Origin of the sequence: Nostoc sp. XA010, from assembly GCF_020829625.1 — a bacterium.
GTDB lineage: Bacteria > Cyanobacteriota > Cyanobacteriia > Cyanobacteriales > Nostocaceae > Nostoc.
The window spans coordinates 1-22,848 of sequence record NZ_JAIVFX010000025.1 but is presented as its reverse complement, the minus strand read 5'-3'; the positions used below and the strand labels follow the sequence as shown (position 1 = coordinate 22,848).

The 22,848-nt window shown below is 44.0% G+C and carries 18 protein-coding genes; 8 read left to right on the top strand and 10 right to left on the bottom strand.

What is annotated here, in order from left to right:
• The first annotated feature begins 603 nt into the window (after positions 1–603).
• The 5 genes from LC608_RS26435 to LC608_RS26415 all read left to right on the top strand — a co-directional run bounded on the left by LC608_RS26435 (position 604) and on the right by LC608_RS26415 (position 11,891).
• The gene (locus LC608_RS26435) at positions 604–3,699 is read left to right on the top strand and encodes an esterase-like activity of phytase family protein (protein WP_267871216.1); all 3,096 of its coding nucleotides are present in this window, start codon (positions 604–606) and stop codon (positions 3,697–3,699) included.
• Positions 3,700–4,043: 344 nt separating this feature from the next.
• Positions 4,044–5,957, top strand: a complete 1,914-nt coding sequence (locus tag LC608_RS26430) for a putative Ig domain-containing protein (RefSeq protein WP_229556413.1) — start codon at positions 4,044–4,046, stop codon at positions 5,955–5,957.
• 813 nt (positions 5,958–6,770) lie between these two features.
• Positions 6,771–9,773: a peptidase domain-containing ABC transporter gene (locus LC608_RS26425; protein WP_229556412.1), complete on the top strand. Its 3,003-nt coding sequence runs from the start codon at positions 6,771–6,773 to the stop codon at positions 9,771–9,773.
• Between the two features lie 127 nt (positions 9,774–9,900).
• A complete protein-coding gene (locus LC608_RS26420) occupies positions 9,901–11,469 on the top strand; it encodes an HlyD family efflux transporter periplasmic adaptor subunit (RefSeq protein ID WP_229556411.1) in 1,569 nt (522 codons plus the stop codon).
• A gap of 179 nt (positions 11,470–11,648) precedes the next feature.
• Entirely contained in the window at positions 11,649–11,891 is a 243-nt protein-coding gene (locus LC608_RS26415; RefSeq protein WP_229556410.1) for a hypothetical protein, read from the top strand.
• Positions 11,892–11,906: 15 nt separating this feature from the next.
• Here the strand turns inward: LC608_RS26415 and purQ are convergent, their stop codons facing one another.
• Both purQ and purS read right to left on the bottom strand, forming a co-directional pair.
• On the bottom strand, positions 11,907–12,581 hold the full coding sequence (gene purQ / locus LC608_RS26410) for a phosphoribosylformylglycinamidine synthase subunit PurQ (RefSeq protein ID WP_229556409.1): 675 nt from the start codon (positions 12,579–12,581) through the stop codon (positions 11,907–11,909).
• Between the two features lie 168 nt (positions 12,582–12,749).
• Positions 12,750–13,028 carry a phosphoribosylformylglycinamidine synthase subunit PurS gene (gene purS, locus LC608_RS26405; protein ID WP_190730522.1) on the bottom strand — a complete coding sequence of 93 codons (279 nt, stop codon included), beginning with the start codon at positions 13,026–13,028 and terminating at the stop codon, positions 12,750–12,752.
• A gap of 144 nt (positions 13,029–13,172) precedes the next feature.
• Between purS and LC608_RS26400 the strand changes: the two genes are divergently transcribed.
• Positions 13,173–13,577, top strand: a complete 405-nt coding sequence (locus LC608_RS26400; protein WP_229458398.1) for a Fur family transcriptional regulator — start codon at positions 13,173–13,175, stop codon at positions 13,575–13,577.
• An 86-nt stretch (positions 13,578–13,663) separates the two neighbouring features.
• Here the strand turns inward: LC608_RS26400 and LC608_RS26395 are convergent, their stop codons facing one another.
• The 3 genes from LC608_RS26395 to LC608_RS26385 all read right to left on the bottom strand — a co-directional run bounded on the left by LC608_RS26395 (position 13,664) and on the right by LC608_RS26385 (position 16,115).
• Positions 13,664–14,233 (bottom strand): Uma2 family endonuclease, encoded by a 570-nt coding sequence (locus LC608_RS26395; RefSeq protein ID WP_229556408.1) that lies wholly within the window; start codon positions 14,231–14,233, stop codon positions 13,664–13,666.
• Positions 14,234–14,547: 314 nt separating this feature from the next.
• On the bottom strand, positions 14,548–15,555 hold the full coding sequence (locus LC608_RS26390) for an SPFH domain-containing protein (protein ID WP_229556407.1): 1,008 nt from the start codon (positions 15,553–15,555) through the stop codon (positions 14,548–14,550).
• Between the two features lie 125 nt (positions 15,556–15,680).
• Entirely contained in the window at positions 15,681–16,115 is a 435-nt protein-coding gene (locus tag LC608_RS26385; RefSeq protein ID WP_229556406.1) for an NfeD family protein, read from the bottom strand.
• Positions 16,116–16,348: 233 nt separating this feature from the next.
• Between LC608_RS26385 and LC608_RS26380 the strand changes: the two genes are divergently transcribed.
• Positions 16,349–18,403 (top strand): protein phosphatase 2C domain-containing protein, encoded by a 2,055-nt coding sequence (locus LC608_RS26380; RefSeq protein WP_229556405.1) that lies wholly within the window; start codon positions 16,349–16,351, stop codon positions 18,401–18,403.
• A gap of 48 nt (positions 18,404–18,451) precedes the next feature.
• Positions 18,452–18,679: a hypothetical protein gene (locus LC608_RS26375; RefSeq protein WP_229556404.1), complete on the top strand. Its 228-nt coding sequence runs from the start codon at positions 18,452–18,454 to the stop codon at positions 18,677–18,679.
• Between the two features lie 309 nt (positions 18,680–18,988).
• Here the strand turns inward: LC608_RS26375 and LC608_RS26370 are convergent, their stop codons facing one another.
• The 5 genes from LC608_RS26370 to LC608_RS37665 all read right to left on the bottom strand — a co-directional run bounded on the left by LC608_RS26370 (position 18,989) and on the right by LC608_RS37665 (position 22,632).
• On the bottom strand, positions 18,989–19,918 hold the full coding sequence (locus LC608_RS26370) for an NmrA family NAD(P)-binding protein (RefSeq protein WP_229556403.1): 930 nt from the start codon (positions 19,916–19,918) through the stop codon (positions 18,989–18,991).
• Between the two features lie 167 nt (positions 19,919–20,085).
• Positions 20,086–20,832, bottom strand: coding sequence for an NADPH-dependent F420 reductase (locus LC608_RS26365; RefSeq protein ID WP_229556402.1), 747 nt, complete (start codon positions 20,830–20,832; stop codon positions 20,086–20,088).
• A 221-nt stretch (positions 20,833–21,053) separates the two neighbouring features.
• Positions 21,054–21,782 carry a nitroreductase gene (locus LC608_RS26360; RefSeq protein WP_229556401.1) on the bottom strand — a complete coding sequence of 243 codons (729 nt, stop codon included), beginning with the start codon at positions 21,780–21,782 and terminating at the stop codon, positions 21,054–21,056.
• A 22-nt stretch (positions 21,783–21,804) separates the two neighbouring features.
• Positions 21,805–22,281 (bottom strand): MarR family winged helix-turn-helix transcriptional regulator, encoded by a 477-nt coding sequence (locus LC608_RS36990; RefSeq protein WP_267871215.1) that lies wholly within the window; start codon positions 22,279–22,281, stop codon positions 21,805–21,807.
• Between the two features lie 180 nt (positions 22,282–22,461).
• Entirely contained in the window at positions 22,462–22,632 is a 171-nt protein-coding gene (locus LC608_RS37665; RefSeq protein ID WP_374108456.1) for a J domain-containing protein, read from the bottom strand.
• Positions 22,633–22,848: the final 216 nt, after the last annotated feature.

Genomic DNA, 22,848 nt, shown 5'->3' with positions numbered 1-22,848 from the left:
CTACCGGAAATCTCAAAATAATCTAAGGGACTTCCAAGTAAAAAAATATTCCATTGCTATTGTTCACTGTTGACCGTTGACGGTTCACGAGTTTTCAGTCAACAGTCAACGACTTTAACTGGACATCATATCAAACTGCAAAATTGAAATTTTATTTTTTGATAATTACAGAGTTTTGCAAGTACACGAGGTTGCAAATATATTTTAATCATTTCTTCTGTTTAATTTTATCTTATCTTAATCTTTTCATGGAAACATCTTTACTGCTAGCTAAGTTATCTCATAGCTACTATCAACATTAAATTCTGAATCTCAGTCTTCGATGCTCATTATTCACTAACACAGATTAGTAGTTGACATTCCACTATCATGTTTCAAGGTTTCGATAACTCTGACAAAATACGTTTTTCGTAAATGTATTCTTGACGTTAATACAAAGTTGGGCTAAAAGGACTTGCCGAAACTATATTTTTGTAATTCTGAAATTTGCCAGTAATTCCGGTTTATAGCCTGAGTTAATGATTTATTTTTCCACAAGTAATGAGAAAACTTCAATAGCTTGTGATGCAGTTAAATCCCAATACCAAACCAACATTTTAAACTATGGCAATTGAGTTAGTCGGCTTTGCTTCTTTACCTGCTGATACCTATGGTGATGGGCCAACTTCTGGTGAAGGAATTTCAGCTAACGGCAGAACGGGGCCTTTTCCAGGACAGCCAATACAGGGCTTTAGCGGTGTCCAGTTTGCTAACAGTAACTCTTTATATTTTTTGTCAGATAATGGTTACGGTAGCAAAGACAATAGTGCAGATTTTCTACTGCGAATCAATCGTCTAGATCCGAATTTTAAGGGAACAGAAAATGGAGATGGCAGCGTTAAAGTTTTAGATTACATTCAACTGTCTGATCCCGATAACAAGATTCCTTTCCAAATAGTTAATGAAGAAAGTTCTGAGAGATTACTGACTGGTGCAGATTTTGATATAGAGTCATTCGTCTTTGATAAAGACGGGACAATCTGGGTGGGAGAAGAGTTTGGCCCCTATCTATTGCATTTTGATGCCACTGGTAAGTTGTTAGAAGCTCCCATCGCTACACCTGACCAATTCAAAACTTTAAATGGAGAAGCACCTAAAGTAATTGGCCACAGAGGTGCAAGTGGGGATCTTCCAGAACATACCCTAGAGGCATACAAACAGGCAATTGCAGACGGTGCTGACTTTATTGAACCAGACTTAGTAGTTACAAAAGATGGTGTGTTAATTGCTCGTCATGAGCCTGCTTTAGCAATTTTAAGTGCTGATGGCAGCGTCGATTTAAGCAATACAACCACAGACGTTTACGATATTAGCAAATATCCACAGTTTGCCGATCGCAAGAAAACAGTCAGCCTAGATGGAACTGAAATCACAGGTTGGTTTGCTGAAGACTTCACTTTAGAAGAAATCAAGACTTTAAGGGCGATACAGCGTCTACCTTTCCGTGACCAATCCTTCAATGGTCAATTTGAAATTCCCACTCTCGCCGAAATCATCGACTTGGTTAAGGAAGTAGAAGCCCAGACAGGTAAAAAGATTGGCATCTATCCCGAAACTAAGCATCCCACCTATTCTGCTGAAGAAGCAACTTATGTAGGCACGACAGAGAAAATTAACAGAAACATCAGTGAGATACTGATCGATACACTCAAGGCTGAGAACTTCACCGATCCAAGTCGGATCTTCATCCAGTCCTTTGAAGTAGGTAATCTCAAGGATCTACACGATCGCATTATGCCAGAAGCAGGAGTGGATATTCCACTCGTCCAACTTTTAGATGCATCTGGCATTGAGCTAAATGGTACGCTCAGAGAAACTCAGCCTTATGATTTGGAAGCCAGTAATGATCCTCGTACTTATGGTGATTTACGGACTCCACAAGGCTTGGCTGAAATTGCCACTTATGCTGATGGTATTGGCCCTTGGAAACGGATGATTGTTAGTGTCAAAGGTACTGATGCTAACGGTGATGGGTTGGCAGATGATGTCAATGGGGATGGAGCAGTAAATGATGCTGATAAGACAACGTTACCTCCTACTAGCTTAATTCAAGATGCTCACAATGCAGGTTTACAGGTTCATCCCTACACCTTCCGCGATGAAGACCAGTACTTAGCAGCAGATTACAAAGGTAATCCCGAACTAGAATTTCAGCAGTTCTTTCAATTAGGGGTAGACGCACTGTTCACAGACTTCCCATATACAGGGGATAAAGTCCGAGATTTCTTGAGTGATCCTCAGAATAACTTAGTGCGATCGCCACAAAACCCCGATGTTCTCTCAGGAGATGCTTTTGCTAACTTGGGTGGTTCCAAAGGTTTTGAAGGCGGAGCAATCAACGCCAGCAAAACCAAACTCTATATGCTGCTAGAGGGTACGGTTCAAGGTGATCCTGCTGGTGCTTTGCGGATTAATGAATTTGATATCGCCAGCCGCGAGTACACTGGCAACAAAATTTACTACAAGTTAGAAAATCCTGCTTATGCGATCGGCGATTTAGCAGTCATTAATGACAATGAATACTTAGTCATTGAGCGGGATGGTGGTCAAGGGGCTGCGGCTGAATTTAAGAAGATTTACAAAATAGACTTGTCTAAAACAGATTCTAATGGTTTTGTAGCTAAAGAAGAAGTTGCAGACTTGTTAAATATCCAAGACCCCAATGACTTGAATGGAGATGGCAAAACCACCTTTGACTTACCATTTGTCACCATTGAAAATGTTTTAGTTGTTGACAAAAATACCATTTTGGTAGCTAATGACAACAATTATCCCTTCTCTACAGGTCGTCCTGGAAATGATCCTCAAAATCCAGTTATAGACAACAATGAAATTATTCTGTTGAAGGTGGAGAATCCCCTTAATCTTGCTCCTGGTTTAGGTAAACCTCAAGCTGAAGAAATTAATTCTGGTTCCACTAGCAGCGATGATATTACTGTTCAGCCAAATCAAACTTTATTCACAGGTGACGGAGCAGACTTTGTAGAAAGTACAAAAGGAAATACAATCCAGGCTGGAAAAGGTGAAGACACAGTGCTAGTCGGCAGTGACTCTTCAGTATCCACAGAAGAGGGTAACGATCAGATATTTATTGGTCAAAACGGCCCGGCTCAAAATACTACTGCTAATGGTGGCAATGGTAATGATGTTGTTACCGTAGTGGAAGCTAGTGGTAGTAATAATTTACTTGGGGCAGAAGGTGATGATAATCTCACAGTAATTGAAGGTTCTCGTCAATTATTATTTGGTGGTTCAAGTAATGATACCCTTCGCAGTAGCGGTAGTAATAACCGTCTCTACGGTGGTTCTGGAGATGACAAACTCTTCTCTAGTGTCAATGACTCCCTGTTCGGTGGCGATGGTGATGATGTGCTATTTGCTGGTCAACAGGGCGGTAATCGCCTTAGTGGTGGTGCTGGTGCTGACCAATTCTGGATTGCTAACGCCAATGTGCCAACTAGCAAGAACATTGTGGCTGATTTTGCGATCGGCATTGATAAAATCGGGCTGGGCGGTATTCGCGTCAGTAATTTAACGGTATTGCAACAGGGTAGGGACACTCTCGTGAAAACTGGAAATATAGAGTTGGCTTCATTGGTGGGAATTGCATCAACTAGCCTCACAATAAATGATTTCGTTTTTTCTGCTAGTGTCATTTAGCCGAAAGATGATTACAGCTTAGATTCAACATTCATTAATTAAGCTGTAGCGATTTTGCTAATGCAAGGATCAGATCCCCGACTTCTTGAAGAAGTTGGGGATCTATTTGCTAGTAAAGAGCCTTCTGCTTTTTGTCCCAAATTTTAACTTGCTTATAACCTGCCGCTTCCGTTGTAGCGCTGATGTGCGGTAGTGTAACAGTGATAAGATATCCGGCACGGGCTCAAGAGTGCTTTTTGAGTTGTCGTTGTAAGAAACAATAACTCTACTACCTCAGCCTGATTTTTTTATACCCTTTTTTGGCGAAGATTTTCATAAATAGTAAGTATTAATCAATTAAGATTATGACAGCACCAATCTTGTCCAAGGCGATCGCAGACCAACAAGCCATTGAAGATATTTTCTTCAACTTCACTGTACCAGATGACACCTTCAGCGATCCAGATATCGCAGATAGCCTCACTTACACTGCAACTCTGGACGATGATACCCCTCTACCGAATGGGTTGAAGTTCAATCCTGCTACCCGTACCTTCAGTGGTACTCCCACGAATGGGGCCGTAGGTAGTGTAAACATCAAAGTTACTGCTCAGGATGTTGCTGGAGAAAAAGCCAGTGATGTGTTTACAATCACGGTTAATAATGTCAATGATCCTCCAGTCTTGTCCAAGGCGATCGCAGACCAACAAGCCATTGAAGATATTTTCTTCAACTTCACTGTACCAGATGACACCTTCAGCGATCCAGATATCGCAGATAGCCTCACTTACACTGCAACTCTGGACGATGATACCCCTCTACCGAATGGGTTGAAGTTCAATCCTGCTACCCGTACCTTCAGTGGTACTCCCACGAATGGGGCCGTAGGTAGTGTAAACATCAAAGTTATTGCTCAGGATGTTGCTGGAGAAAAAGTCAGTGATGTGTTTACAATCACGGTTAATAATGTCAATGATCCTCCAGTCGTGGCAAATGAAATCCTTGACCAACAAGCCACCCAAGGTAATTTCTTCAGCTTCACTGTACCAGATGACACCTTCAGCGATCCAGATGTCGGAGATACCCTCATCTATACTGCAACTCTGGACGACGATACCGCTCTACCGAAAGGGTTGAACTTCGATGCTGCTACCAGGACTTTCAGTGGTACTCCTGAGAATCGGGATGTAGGTAGTGTAAACATCAAAGTTACCGCTCAGGATGTTGCTGGAGAAAAAGCCAGTGATGTGTTTACAATTGCGATCGCTAACGAACCTGCTTTACTGACAAACATCACAGGCGATATCTTTAGTGTCAAGACTAAGCTGAACATTAAAGGTGATAAAGGAAAACTCTCAATCAAGATTAAAACCAACACCTCCAAAGAGGTGAATGAACTAAGTGTATTTACCGTTGACGATGAACAAGGTAGGATTAACGGCATAGCCCCTGGTGCAGAAGGCTATACGCAAGCGGCTCTTTTGCGCTCCAAGCTGATTTTCTCTACCCTTGCCAATCTGCCTAATGGTTTTAATCCTGCCGACCTGACAAACATCTTAGAATTTGACTCTGATACCAAACTCAGATTTTATCTAGTATCTAACAGTACTACTCAGGATATACTCTCAGGGAAAAGCTCTTTCTCAAACGTTACTTTTTCCTCAGCTACAAATAACAACACACAAGAGGAAGGGTTTTCTCTCAACTTCCCAAATTTGGCTGTGACGATTCAGCCAACAGATAAACAACTAACTTTAGGTACAGGTCTACAAGATCAGTATCAAGGGGAACTGATTGATTTACAGGGCGTGGCACAATCGGTAACAGCTAACTTTGCAGTCAACAGAGAAGCTTCTTACAACAACTATGTGGGCTTTTATCAGGTGGCTGATAGGAATGGTGGAATTGACACCAATGGTGATGGCAAAGCAGATATTCTCGTTGGACAGGCTGGTTATGCCCAAGCCGCCGTGCGTGGGCGCGTTTCAGGCATTGACCTGACAGTGAATAACCAAGGGACAGCAAATTCCACTGGGACTTTCGGGGCTGATTCTCTGTTTGCACCATTTATTATTGTTGATAGTACTCCCGATGCGATTCTCAATAGCAATGCCAATAAGGATATTTACTTCGCATTCTTGGGTGCTAACTCAGACCAGACAGATCACATTCGGACGTTAGGGAACAACACCTTTGGCTTTGAGGATTTGGCAAATGGTGGTGACAAAGATTACAACGATATGATTGTGCAGGTAAATTTAAGTCTTAATCCTGCATAATATCCAATGCGAGTAATTACTTAACAAAATAAAATAACCTCATCCCGCAAGCGAGATGAGGTTGTTTATGCATATCGATTAAATGGACTCGATATTAATTAAATCAGTAAATTTCCTGAAGCCAGTTGTTGTCTTTCCTTCATAAATTTAATACTTAACTCCTGTAAGATGACAAAAAACCTTCACCTTTACTTTCCTAGTTAATTTTTATTAAATTAAGCTAGCAAAAAAGTGATGGAGAATTCTTTTACACATCGGGTATGGCGATGTTTACCAAGGAAAGCTGACCGTCTTTGCCATCAGTGATACTGTCAATCGCTATAATAATTTGTAAAAAACAATTCAAAAATTTAAAGTTTTTTTGATTACATAATTCTTAACTAGGGTATTTACTTAAAAAAGCATCTGTGATAGTTTCATGTTGATTATCATAAATTAAAACGGGCGACACTAAATTTAAAAACTACGTTTCTGTGTCTTCGTTTGATGATAAGTATCCATTTTACATAATTGCAATGCTAAATACTGAGTTTAAGTTTGTATAAATTATGTAGCTTTAATAAAGTGATAACTTATCCTCAATGTATTTACACCATACTTTACTTGATTTTGAAAAACGCCTAACAATTCTAACCGTGTGATATAAATACAGTCCTGCAATTAGACGAACCTCCACTCTGTACTTTTACATATTTAGACACCGGAATTGCACAGAAGTATTGCCACTACTAGCATAAAAGTCAACGCTGTCACTGTTAGTAAGGAATACTCCCTAATGTTTTCGGCTTAATTCCTCACTTTTACTTGTTTTATATGACTTATATTAAGAACAGTTTCCTCGAATTTGTCACCACCCTAGAAGGGTTTGATCGCTTACCAGATGCAGCGATCGCTAACCTATCAGAACAGGTGCAAGCTTGGCGCTATCGGATAGGTCAGAAAATTATCGGTAAAGAAAGTCTCCCAGAACACATCACGATCATTTATGAGGGACAAGTGCGCCTGTTGGGATACGATCCCCACACGCAACTGCCAATTACCCTAAAATTGCTGCAACCGGGGGAAATTATCGGCGAAATTGGTTTGTTGCGCGATGTTGCCTGTGAAACCGCGATCGCCTCCACCGAAGTAGTATGTTTAACCGTGAATGCATCGGCATATTTTAGTTTTCTGGGTTTATACCCAGATTTTGCCAATGCTCGCAAGAACCGCAGCTATTTGGTGGAAGTTTTCGATGTTCTCAGCTCGTATTGGAAACAGCAACCGCTCGCTACTTTAAATTTTAAAGAAGTCGCAGAAAACGCTCTACCACAGGCGAAAATACATTACCTCCCCCCAGGGGCAACTCCATTCAACCAACTCGATAGGGAAAGGGTCTGGTTTGTGAGCGGGGGAGGTACAGTCACGAATTTCTCACCTGGCGATCGCCTAGAATTGGATAATGACAGAGACAATATCCAAGTCGTAAGTCAAAACCCCGCCCGGTTGGTTGGTATACATCCGTCAGATTTGATATTAGAAGATAGTCATGAGATAGTGCTTGCGGTAAGTAACACCAAATCAGATAGCACAGAGGAATTAGATATTCCCTATGCATCAGACGAAATATTTCCCCAGACACCCCCCCCAACCTCAAAGAGTTCGTCAAAACAAAAATACCCGTTTTTTAGTGGTAAGGGAGAATTAAATACAGCCTTCGCCTGCTTCCAAATGATCGCGAAGCACCTAGAAATGCCGTTTCGTCGAGAAGTGGTTCGCCGCATTTTAACTGAGCAAGTCAAACGTCAGGGTGTCATATCGTTTCAAGTTACTGCTTACCTGGCAGAGTTAATCGGGCTTAAAGCACAGTTGATAGAGCTACCAATCGCCTCAGTGACGCGCATTCCGACACCGGCGCTGATTCGTTATGGTGATAATTTTGCGGTTTTATATGAAGTGGATGCAAATACCGTAGTTGTGGGTGTCCCATCCAAAGGAATTGTGCGCTGCAAACCCGCTCAATTGGTTGAACAATTAGATGTTGATCCAACCGACTTTCCGCCCAAAGTTAGGGTATTACTGCTCACTGCAACTAATCAAACACCTCAAGAACGCTTTAGTTTACGGTGGTTTATACCGTATTTGTCACGCCACCGTCGAGTTCTGATAGAGGTTTTTATCGCTTCCTTTTTCGTGCAATTGGCAGCGTTGGCGAATCCTCTGGTGGTTCAGTTAATTATCGACAAAGTTATCACTCAAAATAGTATTGGCACACTACATATTTTGGGGATTTTGCTATTAGTAGTTGGACTATTTGAAGCCGTATTGACTACTTTACGAACCTACTTATTTGTCGATACCACTAACCGGATCGATATGGGTTTAGGGTCGCAAATTATCGACCACTTGTTACGTTTACCACTGCGCTACTTTGAACGTCGACCGGTGGGTGAACTTTCTACTCGCATTAACGAATTAGAAAATATCCGCCAATTCTTGACTGGTACTGCTTTAACAGTTGGATTAGATGCTCTGTTTTCGCTAGTCTATATCGGTGTGATGCTGATTTACAGTTGGCAACTCACCTTAGTAGGCTTAAGCACAATTCCAATATTTGTGATTATCACCTTAGTTGCTTCTCCCACCATTAGTAGACAGTTACGTGCCAAAGCCGAACGCAACGCCGAAACTCAATCTTATTTAGTGGAGGTGATGTCAGGAATTCAAACCGTAAAAGCGCAAAACATCGAATTGCGATCGCGCTTTTCTTGGCAAGAGCGTTACGCTCGGTTTGTCGCTGCTGGTTTTAAAACGGTTGTAACTTCCACCCTCGCTAACTCTACCAGCAGCTTTCTCAACAAACTTAGTAGCTTACTCGTTTTGTGGGTAGGAGCTTATCTAGTACTCCAAGGAGAATTAACTTTAGGCGAATTAATTGCCTTTAGAATTATATCGGGTTACGTCACCAGCCCAATATTGCGTTTAGCTCAACTCTGGCAAAGCTTCCAAGAAACAGCCTTGTCTCTAGAGCGTTTAAGCGATATTGTCGATACCCCACAAGAAGGAGAAACAGACCGCTACAATATACCCTTACCTGCGATTAAGGGAGCGGTGAAATACGAAAATGTTTCCTTCCGTTTTGGCACAAGTGGCCCTCTGCAACTTTCTAATGTCAACCTCGAATTTGAGCCAGGGAAATTTGTCGGCATTGTCGGACAAAGTGGTTCTGGTAAAAGTACGATGATGAAGTTATTGCTCAGACTTTACGAAACTGAGTCCGGTAGAATTTTGATTGATGGTTATGATATTGCCAAAGTGGAACTCTATTCACTGCGACGACAAATAGGTGTAGTTCCCCAAGAAACGTTGTTGTTTGACGGAAGCGTTCAGGAAAATATTGCCCTAACTAATCCCGATGCGACAACCGAAGAAATTATCGAAGCGGCTCAGGTGGCGTGCGCCCACGAGTTTATCATGAACTTACCCAACGGTTACAACACGCGGGTGGGAGAACGGGGTTCTGCACTTTCAGGTGGACAACGACAAAGAATTGCGATCGCCCGCTCTGTTTTACAACGACCAAAATTACTGGTTTTAGATGAAGCAACCAGCGCATTAGATTATCCCACAGAGCGGCAAATATGTCTCAATTTAGCCAAAGCATTCAAGGGTGATACAGTATTTTTTATTACCCATCGGCTAAACACTGTAAGTAATGCAGACATGATCGTTGTGATGGATAATAGCAGGGTTATAGAACAAGGTAGCCATCAAGAATTAATGGCTACTAAAGGTCATTATTTTTACCTGTATCAGCAACAAGATGTGAACTTGTAATTAGTCATTGCTGGGCGCATGGCAACGAAGAGGCTCTTGGTTGGGAGCAGGGAGCAGGGGGAAATAACCCCATCAAGAACTGCTCTACAAAAAATCCAAAATCCAAAATCCAAAATCCAAAATCGTTATGACTCAAGTTAATAGGAATCACCTCAACGGCAATCAAAAAAATGGATTCAAGCAAGATTCAGTAGTACTTACAAAACAACAGAAAGCTGCTCAACAGTCTTTAATCAACTCAAGTACTCAGGAATTTGAGCAATCTATTGTCTTGCGCCAATCTCCAATTTGGTCGCGTACAATCATGGTGACTTTAATGGCCTTAGCCTGCTTTGGCATTGCTTGGGCTTATTTTGCCAAAATTGAGCAAGTAGTGCCAGCAACAGGGCAATTAAAGCCAGAAGGAACAATCAAAGATGTTCAGGCTCCTGTTAGTGGAGTCGTGAAAACAGTTAATGTTAAAGATGGGCAAGCAGTAAAGCCAGGAGATTTGCTGCTGACTTTTGATTCCATCGCTTCTGTTGCTGAATTAGATTCTTTGAAAAAAATTCGCGTTGCATTAAATAGAGAAAACCAGATTTATCGCCGATTGATGGGTGCAAGTACCGCCACAGAATCAGAACTGTTGTATTTGCGCGGTAATTTGCCGCAAGAAGCTGCTTTTCTCCTGAAAAGTCGGGCAGCCTTAGTAGGAGAAAATGAATTATTACGGACTCAATTCAAAAATTCTGGTGTAGGTACTGCACTAGGGATTGATGAGCAACAACTTCTACAAGTTGCCAAAAAAGAATTAGACTCTCGCTCTTCAGCAGCGCGATTAGAAGTAGAAAAAACCAAAAAACAACTAGCTCAAAATAAATATAAGCTGGAAGATAGTAAAGCAAGTTTAGCTATTCAAGTGGGGATTTTAGGTAAACTTAAGATATTAGCAGAAGAAGGTGGTATTTCTCAGCTTCAGTATCTCAACCAACAACAAGAAGTACAAAATCGCACAGCAGAAGTAGCGCAATTAGGTGAGGAAGAAAAACGCCTCCAGTTTGATATACAAAAAGGGCAACAAGAGTTAAGCAATACGGTGGCTGTTTCTGATAAAAACATTTTGGATAAGATAGCTGATAACAAACAGCGCATTGCCACAATTGATAGCCAATTCATGAAAGTTATTTTAGATAATGAGCAGCGTTTGGCAGATATCAATAGTAAAATCTCTCAAGCACAGTTAAATGTTAGATATCAAGAACTCCGTGCGCCTGTAGCCGGAACAGTTTTCGATTTGCAAGCAAAAAACCCTGGATTTGTAGCGACTCCGACTACAAAACTGCTGCAAATAGTCCCAAATGAAAAGTATATAGCTGAAGTTTTCATCACTAACAAAGATATTGGTTTTGTGCGAAAAGGTATGAAGGTAGATGTCAGAATTGATTCTTTTCCTTACAGCGAGTTTGGTGATATCAAAGGGGAACTGGCTGGGATAGGATCAGACGCATTACCGCCAGATCAAACACATCAGTTTTATAGATTTCCGGCAAAGCTAAATTTAGATAAACAATCCTTAGTGATTAGGGGTAAAAACGTCAGTTTACAATCAGGTATGTCAATTAGTGCCAATATAAAAGTACGCGAAGAACGGACTGTGCTTAGTTTATTCACTGAGATGTTTACCAAGCAAATTGATACTCTTAAAGAGGTACGTTAATTTATCAAGAAAGGCAGGAGGCAGGAGGAAAACTGTCTCGGAGCTAACAAAAACGCCTCTGGCTTTGCTCTGTTTCTTGCCAATACTAGAGAGAGTAAAGCTTTAAGACTTGTAGCTTGCTTCACCGTAGGGATACGCTATCGGTAAGGCAAATTCTATCGTTGCTTGCAGCTAAGAGCGTGTTTGAAAAGTCTAATTTAATACCAGCCCAGGCGATTAGAAATCGCGGCTACACAGACAAAACCCACCTCCGTGGGTTGAAAACCTTGGTTTTGTGTTGGTCCGCGGAGGCGGACTTTGCTTGTGTAGTAGCGAATTATATTCGCCCAAAACTTTTCAAACATCCTCTAAGAATTGATGTGATAAAGCGATCGCTGTTTGTAGAAATCTTTCAGACAGCGATCGCAAAACACCCAACCTAGTCCTCGATATTTGCTCTAGGCTAATGCCGCTACCTTCTCTAACAATCCCTGAAATAGCCTCAAGCCATCGCTATTCCCCAGCATCCCGTCAGATGCTCTTTCTGGGTGCGGCATCATCCCCAACACATTGCCCTGGCGATCGCAAATTCCGGCAATGTTGTTCAGTGAACCGTTGGGATTCTCACCTTCATAGCGAAACACAACTTGCCCGTTATCTTCAATTTCTGCCAGAGTGGCTGCGTCAGCGTAGAATTGTCCCTCTCCGTGGGCAATAGGCAAAGTGATAACTTCACCAGTCGTATAAGCTTGCGTCCAAGGGAGATTAGTCCGCTCAACTTTCAAGGGGGCGCGATCGCAAATAAAATGCAAATCCCGATTTCTAGTCAACACCCCTGGCAAAAGTCCAGCTTCAGTTAATACCTGAAAACCGTTGCAAATACCGATTACAAACTTACCCTTTTGGGCATGTTCGATAACCTGCTGCATCACGGGTGAAAAACGTGCGATCGCACCGCAGCGCAGATAATCTCCGTAACTAAAGCCACCAGGGATAATAACGACATCCAAATCAGTAATGTCCGTTTCTTGATGCCAAACCATGCGAGTAGGTTGCCCCAACAAGTCTCTGGTTACATAAGCAACATCGCGATCGCAATTAGAACCGGGAAAAACAATAACACCGAATTTCATGATTAATCAAAGGGAGTGGGGAGTGGGGAGTGGGGCAGGGGAGGCACGGGGGCAGGGGAGGCACGGGGGCAGGGGAGGCACGGGGGCAGGGGAGGCACGGGGAGAATAAAAAATTAGCTCTTTCTCCTCTGCTCCCTGCTCCCTGCTCCTCTGCCTCTTTCCAATTCCTTAAAAGACTCCCGTTTGAGTTTCGACCTCAATCAAATCAAAGCGGTAATTTTCAATTACGGGATTTGATAGCATTTGGTCACAAATGCGATCCAGGTCTTGACGAGCTTTTTTCTCATCAGACGAGGTAATGGTGAGTTCAATGTACTTACCAATCCGCACCTGGTCAACGTTCTCGTATCCCATTTGCTTAAGACCGGATTGTACAGCTACGCCAGCAGGGTCTAAGACTGAAGGACGAAGCGTCACGAAAATTTTGGCTAGATACTTGGTTTGCACGGGCTTTTGCTGAATGCTGCGATCGCTATACTATAACTTTCTGTTCCAACTGAGTGAAAATAAGATTACGAAGCCGTTAAAGTTAATTGATCAATTAGCCCATCTAACAGCTTCAACTACAGTGGCATATTAAAATAATTGTCTATGAGAGCCATACGCACCCGCAGTCAAGAGCGTATTTTCAATCTACTGAAAACCATCAAAAAAGGCATTTCCGCTCAAGATATTTACGTAGAATTACGTAACACAAATCAGAGCATGGGTTTAGCAACAGTTTACCGTTCCCTAGAAGCCTTAAAACTCGAAGGCATGGTACAAGTGCGGAATTTGGCTAACGGTGAAGCCCTCTATAGCCTAGCGCAGCAAGACAAACACCATCTTACTTGCTTGCAATGCGGTGTCTCAATTCCGATTAATCAATGCCCCGTTCATGACCTAGAAGACCAGTTAGAATCCAGCCATAAGTTTAAAGTTTTTTACCACACCCTAGAGTTTTTTGGGTTGTGCAGTCAATGCCAGGTAAATCAAGCTAGTGAAATTAGTCAATAGTCATAGCAATTCTCTGAGAGGAATAAAGCGTGTTTTACTTCTGAATTCTGAATTCCGACTCCCGAATTGTGCTGTAAATGCTTTATTCAAACAAAACTCAACCAACTAAATACATCTGCAACTGTTAATTGCCAATTTTCCAAAACACTCAAAACGGGTAAGATATCTTGTTGTTCTTTTAATTGTGGTAATTTATTTGGTTCAAAAATCATGATTGACTCATCAGCAGAATCGAGTAACCAACCTAGCTTTGCTCCATTTTGAATAGAAAATGTAATTTTGCGGATAACTCGATTGGGTGATTGTTCTGGTGAGAGAATTTCAATTATCCAATCTGGAGGAATTTCAAATTTATTCGCAATACTACCTTTTGCATCCAGGGGAATTCTTTCCCATTCAAACACAGCAATATCTGGTACTATCGAAAGTCCGCTAAAGGTGCAGCGTAGTTCAGTAAAGGCATAAGCTAACTTTTTGGGTTTTGCAGCTTGATTTATGGCAGAAGCTAATTCAATTTGTAAAGTGCTATGTTTTCCTTGTGGCACAGCTTTTTGGTATACTTGCCCATTAAAATACTCGCTTGCTGGTTTTGTTTCTGGTAGTTCTAAGAACTTTTCTACATTTAGTACTGTGCTTGGCTGAATAGATAATGTCATAGTTTACAACTTATTCCAGATTTTAGATTGTTGGCTATAGGACTATGATTTGAGTTGGTGAAAAACTCGCCCTCAACTCGAAAAGCGTGATTCCCTAGTCCCCACTCCTCACCTACATAGATAATTTCAAAAATCAAATATGATTCCTATATTTGATTAAGAAGATTATTGAAAAAATTATACTTATGATTAGGGTTAGAAGAGTTTCGATAAATACTATTTAGATATCCTTCTTAATCATGAGGCACAAGAGGCAGAGGGGATAAAACTAACTGCAACTTCTCCTCTGTTCCCCTGCTCTCTTGCTCCCCATTCTAACCAGGACGGTTGTTTTCTAATCCTGGTATTTGCTTAGAAAACAACTCGTTAGAGTCAACCTGACCATTTGAGATAACAGAACGCATACCTTCAAAAGCAGCAGGAATAGTGCGCGGATCTATAAATAAGACCTTGCTGCTATCACTTCTACCAATTGTCGCGCCCATATCCAAATAGCCCAAGGCAAACAGAACTTCTACTGCTTTATTGGCATTGGGATTAGTGTGGAGTTTTTGGGCTATAATTTCTGCTGATTCTGCGATCGCCTGGGCTTTCAAAACCTGCTGCTGACGTTCAGCTTGAGCTTTCAATACGATCGCTTTTTGTTCAGCTTCCGCTTGCAAAATTGTCGATTTTTGACGAGCTTCCGCATCCAATATTTGCGCTTCGGCTTTACCTTTAGCACTATTGACAGCAGATTCGCGTTCCCCCTCAGAAGTTAAAATTGCTGCCCGTTTGCGTCGTTCTGCCGACATTTGCAATTCCATCGATTCTCGCACTGCCTTAGACGGAATAATATCTCGCAGTTCTACCCGTGTCACTTTCACACCCCAAGGATCGGTAGCAACATCCAAGTCCTGTAATAAAAGTTCACTGATGTGGGAACGAGCAGTAAAGGTTTGATCCAACTCCAGTTGCCCCATTTCGGCGCGAATTTGAGTCAGCACCATATTTACCATTGCCGACTGGAGATTTTCTACCTTGTACCAGGCTTTTTCCATATCGACGATGCGCCAGTAAAAGACTGCATCCACCTCAATGCCAACGTTGTCACGGGTGATGCACTGTTGGGGAGGAATATCTAAAACTTTTTCGCGGATAGTTTCTCGGTAGACAACTTTATCTAGGAAAGGTATGACAAAGTTTAGTCCTGGTTCAAGTTTTTTGTTATAACTACCCAATCTTTCCACCAAAGCTTGATTGCCCTGATTGACGACTTTCACAGAACCTGCTACGGCAGAACCACCAAGGGCTAAAAATACTAGTAAAAAAAACTGTTCCATTTTAAATCTCCTAGTTTTAAATATAAAAGAGGCAGTAGAGACTGGGGAGTGGGGGATGAAGGAGATAGATAGCTCCAAACTCTTGTACAGACGCGATTAATCGCGTCTCTCCCACTCCCCATTAACTAAGAATTCAACAAATTTTCTGGTATCACAATCAAAGTAGTACCCTCTCTCCTAACCACATAAACTCTTTGATGGGGTGGTACGGTAAATTTGTCATCGTCACATCGTGCTTGCCAAGAATTTCCTTCATACAGCACCCGCCCTGTTTTCCCAGGCAGAATTTCTGTTAAGGTTTCAGCTATGACTGCATCCTGAATTTTTGATTTGCGTTGTCGCGGTTGCAAAAACCGACGAGAAAGCACGATTAGTAATGTGGAAAGTAATAGCCAAACTACAACTTGCAACCATACACTCCCCAAACCCACTCCAGACAGCAGCGCCACCACCAAAGCGCTAATTCCCATCATGAAGGCGACAAACGCCGATGGTAAAAACAGTTCCATTAAACACAGGACTGCTCCTGCCAGAAGCCAGATTAAAGTAAAACTTGGCATAGCGCCATCCTAAACTCTACATTGACGTAAATGCATTTCTACGATTAGATACAGCCAGACGTAAGTTATTTACAGAAAACCAAACTTGGTATTTTTACCAATAATTTTGATTAATTTCAGTAACAAGATGTAGCTAGCGGTACACAAATCCAGTCTATTCTAGCCTTCAAACCTTTGCCAGCTAAACTTAATCGAAGTTCATTAGTTGATTTGTTTGTTAAATTTATACCTTTATGATTTCTACTCAACTGATAATTTATTGTATAAATCCACGCTGTAATAGCCCCATTAATCCTATTGGAGATAGTGTTTGTGCCACTTGTCAAACTCCTTTAGTTCACCGCTATCTTCGGGCTACTGGCTCATTGTCTGCCAAAATTTCACCAGGTACGAGGGTAGCACAGAGGTATGAGGTAATTAGTCCCCAGATTTGGCTGGATACTCAACCGGGACTGTCGCCAGATGCACCTGAAGAATTGCCAACGGAAGTAATTCCTTACCTACGATTATATCAAGAGCGATTACATCTTCCCCACGCTTATGGGTTTGCTAGTAACTTTGAGGGAGATACAACTGATATCCTCTTGTTAGAAAATGTGCCGATAGATGAGAGAGGAAATATCTATCCAACTATTGTTGAGGCATGGGAGCAAGCAACGGCGGTACGACAAGTTTATTGGCTGTGGCAAATTCTCCAACTTTGGACACCTTTATCTGAATTGGGACTTAGCCGCAGTTTACTAGTAGTAGACAACTTGAGAGTCCAAGGTTGGTGTGTGCGACTGTTGGAACTTTACCAAACACCAGCAGATGAGAAACTGAGTTTACGAAATCTGGGAGAGTGTTGGCAGTTTTGGGTAGCCTCTGCAAAAACATCAGTAGCCAAAGGGTTACAGAACATAGTCCAGCAGATGTGTGATGAGGTTGAGTTAGAGACTATTAATATTCAACTCAATAATTTACTACTAGCATCTGTGGCGGAATTGCCATTAGTTTTGAAGGTGGCAGGCTCTACAGATATTGGCCCAATTATGGCGCAAAATGAAGACGCTTACTACCCAAATGCTTTGAGTGACTTAGATGAACCTTTATTGCCTCACTTGTCGATTGTTTGCGATGGCATTGGCGGACATGAAGGCGGGGAGGTTGCTAGTAAGTTGGCGGTGCAGTCTGTGAAGTTGCAAATTCGCGCTTTACTCAAGGAGGTTAGAGAACAAACTGTACTTGTACCACCAGAGTTATTACAGGAACAATTAGAAGCAAGCTTACGGGTGGTAAATAATCTAATTAGTGCCCGCAATAATGAACAAAAACGCCAAGGCAAAGAACGCATGGCTACAACCATTGTCATGGCGCTGCAAGTTCCACAACGAGTGCAGACAAGTACTGGCTGGCAATCAAATAATACCCATGAACTTTACTTGGCTAATGTTGGCGATAGCCGTGCCTATTGGATTACTCACAATTATTGTCAGCGACTGACAGTAGATGATGATGTGGCAACGCGAGAAGTGCGTTTTGCTAAAAGCTTATATCGAAAAGCACTTTTGAGAGCAGATGCTAATGCTTTAACTCAAGCATTGGGGACAAGAAATGCAGAATCTTTGCGTCTCAAGGTTCAGCGATTCATTATAGAAGAAGATGGCATATTGCTACTTTGTTCTGATGGTTTAAGTGATAAAAACTTGGTGGAACAATCTTGGCAAGATTATGCAATACCCGTGTTAACAGGTGAACTGACAGTTGAAGATGCTGTCTGCAACTGGATTAACTTAGCAAACGAAAAAAATGGGCATGATAATACGTCGATTGTTCTTACTTATTGCCGTGTCTCCCCAGAATACTTAGTACCTGTGACTCCGGCGTTGCCAGAAGAAATTATAGAAGCAGCGATACAAGAAGAACCAGAGGAACCAGAGGAACTAGAAGAACTAGAAGAACTAGAAGAACTAGAAGAACTAGAAGAACTAGAAGAACTAGAAGAACCAATTTCTTTTACAGAAAGTTCGCAAGCTTTGCTAGATTTGGATCTAGATTTGGATTTAGATTTGGATTTAGATTTGGATCTTTCAGAAGAACCACCTCTGAGCGTTAAAATTCCACCAACTTTAATTACAAAACCTAAGCGGGGTAAACCTTTGGTAAGGCTGGGGGGAGTTTTGGCGTTGCTTGTGGGGGGTACAAGTCTGGGATTATTTGCTTGGTGGCAAATTAATCCTCAAGGATTTCAGCAGATGTGTCGGCAACTTCCCCAAAGAGTGCAGCAATTGTGTCCGAGTGAAAAATAGGGAATGGGGACTTAGGTACTGAAGAATAGTTTATACCGAAATCTTGCGATGTTGATGATGAATGTCGTGATGTTGATGATGAATGTCGTGATGTTAATGATGAATGTCGTGATGTTGATGATGAATGTTGTGATGTTGATGATGAATGTCGTGATGTTGATAATGAATGTCGTGATGTTGATAATGAATGTCGTGATGTTGATGATGAATGTCGTGATGTTGATGATGAATGTCGTGATATTGGTAAAACTGAATATCTTGCACCAGTTTCAATAACCGCCTCAGAATGAATTCTGAGGCTAATAGCTAAAGTCTTCTTTAGAAGACTAAGCAAGGATACTTGCTTCCCGTAGGGTATAAAACCTGCCTATTGCGCTTGCGCTGCACGTTGGCGTACCCTCTTGTACAGAAGCGCACCACGCACGCAGGCTATTTATGGGATGCTCTAGTAGTCTGCCAACCCAAAAATGCTAAGTGAGGACTGGGGAAAGGGTAAAGGGTAAGGGATTTAAACCCTTTCCCCCTTACCCCAAACCCAGTACCCCGCTTTCGTCACGAAAGCGAACTACTAGTGATAAAAGAGGGTTATTCCGTGGGAGTTTCGTCGGCGCGCTGATCAACCAGATCGAGCAGTTCGGCCCGGTGTGCTGTCGCCCAAGCACGAAAACTGGTTCCGGGCCGACCCAGCAGATATGGGATGTCGTCGCGCACCGTGCCGAAATAGCCCAGCCGCCCGTCGGCCAGTTGTGTGCAGAATTCTATCGAGCTCTTGGCGTACCAGTCCTCGACCTTCAACCCGCCCGCCTTGAACAAGGCTTCCATGTCCGCTGGATGGCGCACGTCGCAGGTGATCGTGCGGTCCATGACCTCGCTCAACATGATGGCGAGTTCGGGCCCCGTCATCGTCTCGGTGCTGAGATAATAGTTCTTCGAGGCGTGGTTCTCGGGTCCGTCGCGCAAGACCTTGGCCGTGACCGCCGCAATATCTGTAACGGCGATGTAGCCGACCCGCTGCTCTCCCCAGAACACCGGGAACGAACCGCCCGTCGGCGGCGACACGTTCAACATTCCATCCATGAACATGTTGGGGTGCAGATGCGTCCAGGGTATGCCACTGGCCTCGATGTAGCACTCGACCAGCGCGAACCAGGAGAATTTCGAGTCGGTGCAGTCGTCGTTGGCAAAGACGCCCTGATTGACGATGTGCTTCACCCCCGCCTTCTTGGCGGCGTCGACCAGCGTCTTGGTCTGGTGCGTCATGGCGATCGTATAGCCGGTCAGGATATTGAGCCGATCGACACCGCAGAGCGCGGGCCCGAATGTGCGCGGATCGTCGAGGTCGAACAGCACCGCGTCGCGACCTTCATTGCGTAACCGCTCCAGATCCTCCTGCTTACGCACCCCGATACGGATGCGTGCGTCGCTCGGGTTTCGGTCGAAATCCTCCAAAATGAAGCGGCCAGTCTGGCCGGTGACGCCCATAAGGAAGATGAGTGGGCTGTTGTCGGTCGCCATGATTGCTCTCCAGTTGTTTGTGTGGATGTCGAATGGGAAGAGGCGTGGCGCGGCTCAACCCATGATGCGATGATCATGTGACGAGCCATGTCACGTCTCACTGTTGTGGTCGGTCGGGACGATCGGCGTAACGGGCGGGGAAGTTGTTCTCCAGCCCGTGACCGCCTTCACATGAACAGCGCGCGCGTCAGGCGCACGGCATAGTCAGAATCAGGGTTGGTAGTGCTATCACCCACCCGCTCCATGATCGCCTCGATCGCAAGCTCGCGGCGCCTGGGCAAGCGCTCACGTTCCGCCGAGGCGAGCGCGGCAGGCATCTCCTCGCGGCTGAGGTCTGTGCAGTAACAGGGCGATCCGGGCTGCTGACGCCACGAATCGGCAAGCGTGCCGGCGTCGAAAGCATCAAGCCCGGTGTCTTCGACGAGCGCCATCGCCACGGAGCGATCCTTCTCGCGGTCAGCAGCGACAGGGAGGGCAATACGGTCAGGACTTCCAGCAGGCTTGCCCTTAGTGGCGAAGGAGCCAGACCCGATCGCGTTCCACGCCTTGGCGATCGGCCGGCCTAGCTGTTCGGCCACCCAAAGGCTCTCAACCTGCCCGGCCTCGATAGCATCGATCTTGTCGTCGCGGTGAGGATAGTAATTGGACGTGTCGATGACGACTGTCTCGGCTGGTAGGTTGGCGATTAGCGGCGCGATTGTGGGAATGCGGTTGAGAGGGATCGAGAGGATCACCACGTCAACGTCCTCCACCGCTTCAGCCGTCGATACCGCGCGTGCGCCCAAAGCCAGCACATCAGCCTCGATGGTCTCTGGGCCACGAGAGTTGGCCACCTTCACGTCGTGTCCAGCCGCACTGAGTTTGCGTGCCAAAGTCTTCCCGATATGGCCAGTGCCAAGAATGCCTATCTTCATAAAACGATTTCCTTGTACTAGGTAAGAGTCTCATTCCACTGCTATACATCATTTGGGACGGTCTTACCCCGAGTGATTCTCGAAGTAGGGGCGCGCGGCCTCGTCCGCCTCGGCGCGGTAGCCAGCAATCTGCCCGGCGTCAGCCTGCGCCAGCGCGGCTTTTACTTCTGGTCTGTGGGTTACATCTGTTAAATGACCAATCATCCTTATCCGAACATTTTTTAATGGTGAAAGGTCACGCTCTCTGAGACGGGAACGCGCCCCATCCGAACACTGTTGACTGGTGCTGTGAAGTCTGGATAGCCAAACGCAATGGCAAACATCAGCTTGAGTTCATCGGAGATACCCAAATATTCGCGGATGGTCTGTGCAAAAAAGCCAATGGAGGTCTGCGGGATACCTCCTAAACCGCGCGCCGTCAGAGACAACAAAAACGTCTGGCCATACATTCCAATGTCACCGCCAACGCGCACATTATCTCCAAAGGAAGGCATGAACAGCAGAGCTGCATGGGGGGCACCGTAGAACGAATAGTTCTTTGCGGCGGCTTTGTGGCGACCGATTTTGTCGTCACGCGCCACACCCATCGCCTCATAAAAGATTCTTCCGTGCTCCTTTCGGCGTTCGCCATACGCCTCATAAAAGCACTGTTCATCGAAGGTAAAATCCGGCGTGTAATGTTGTGCTTCGTTTTGCTCGGTCAGCAAGCGCCCCAATTCTTTGATCTTTTCGCCCGAAACGATGTGTGTGTTCCACGGCTGCGTGTTGCAATTCGATGGAGAATATTGTGCATCTTCCAAGACTTGCAAAATTTGAGCGTTAGGGACGGGTGTTGGTAAAAATGAGCGGAATGAGCGGCGCGCTCGAACTGTCTCTTCAAAAGAGAGCGTTTGTGATGGTTCATTTTCTAATTCAATGAGACCGTTTGAAAGGTGTGTTGCGTTTGACATCGTGAAACCTCAAAAGATGGTGTCAGTTGGAAGGTGGTTCGTGGTCGAGAGCCTTGGCTGAACGGGGTATTGCCAGCGCGTTCAAGGTGTCGCGAAGCTCGGCAAGGTCTTCATCGGAGAGACGGCAGGCTGTCTCGATCTTTTCAGGGATCGAGCACGCTGAGGAGCGGAGTGCCTCGCCCGCTTCTGTCAGCTCGATAAGAACGCGGCGTTCGTCCTGTTGGTCACGGGTGCGCGTCACCAACCCCGCGCTCTCAAGGCGCTTTAAGAGGGGCGTCAAGGTTCCGTTATCCATACCGAGTTCTTGCCCTACTTCCCCAACAGTGCGCGGGGTGCCCTCGTAGAGAGCGAGCATGACCAGAAACTGAGGATAGGTCAGTCCCAAAGGCTCAAGAAAGGGCCGATGAAGCCGAATGACCCGGTTCGACGCACTATAGAGGGCAAACGAAAGCTGCCTCGCCACGTGTCGCCGTTCGTTGATGTTCGAGTTGTTATCCATTTTTAAATCCAGTCACCAACTATTATATCGTGCGCTACCTAATAGTTTAATACCTATAATTTATTTTTTTTCTGGGTTAAGGCTGCACCTGGTGACACGAACCTTCTATTTACGCCTTATTGCAGTTTTGAGCGAACATGGTTTGCAGTTCGCAACACTTACAGAGCCGATCGCACTTTTCTACTCTTGACCACAAAACCTTTTAGCTTTTTCAAATGCGTGGTTTATTAGGGTCATTACGTCTTTTGCTTTCGCATCTCCACAAATATCAAGATGCCATCGTTTTACTAATTTCCTATATGCCTGCTTAATTTCCTTGTAACTGCTTCCTGGTTCTACTTCCAGCACCATCCACCAATGTTTACGTTCTAGGTTATTACGAGTAGCTGTGTAAGTTTTACCACTGCTAGTTTGATACTTTCTACCAGGCTTGCCAAACTCTAGTAGTCTGCCAACCCAACTTTGCTAGGTTAAATTCGGATATAAACGCTCCATTTTTCGGCGAGCATCTTTGGTTTGAAAACCCCAATAGACACTAGCTTTTTGCTGATTACGTTGTTTCTCCCA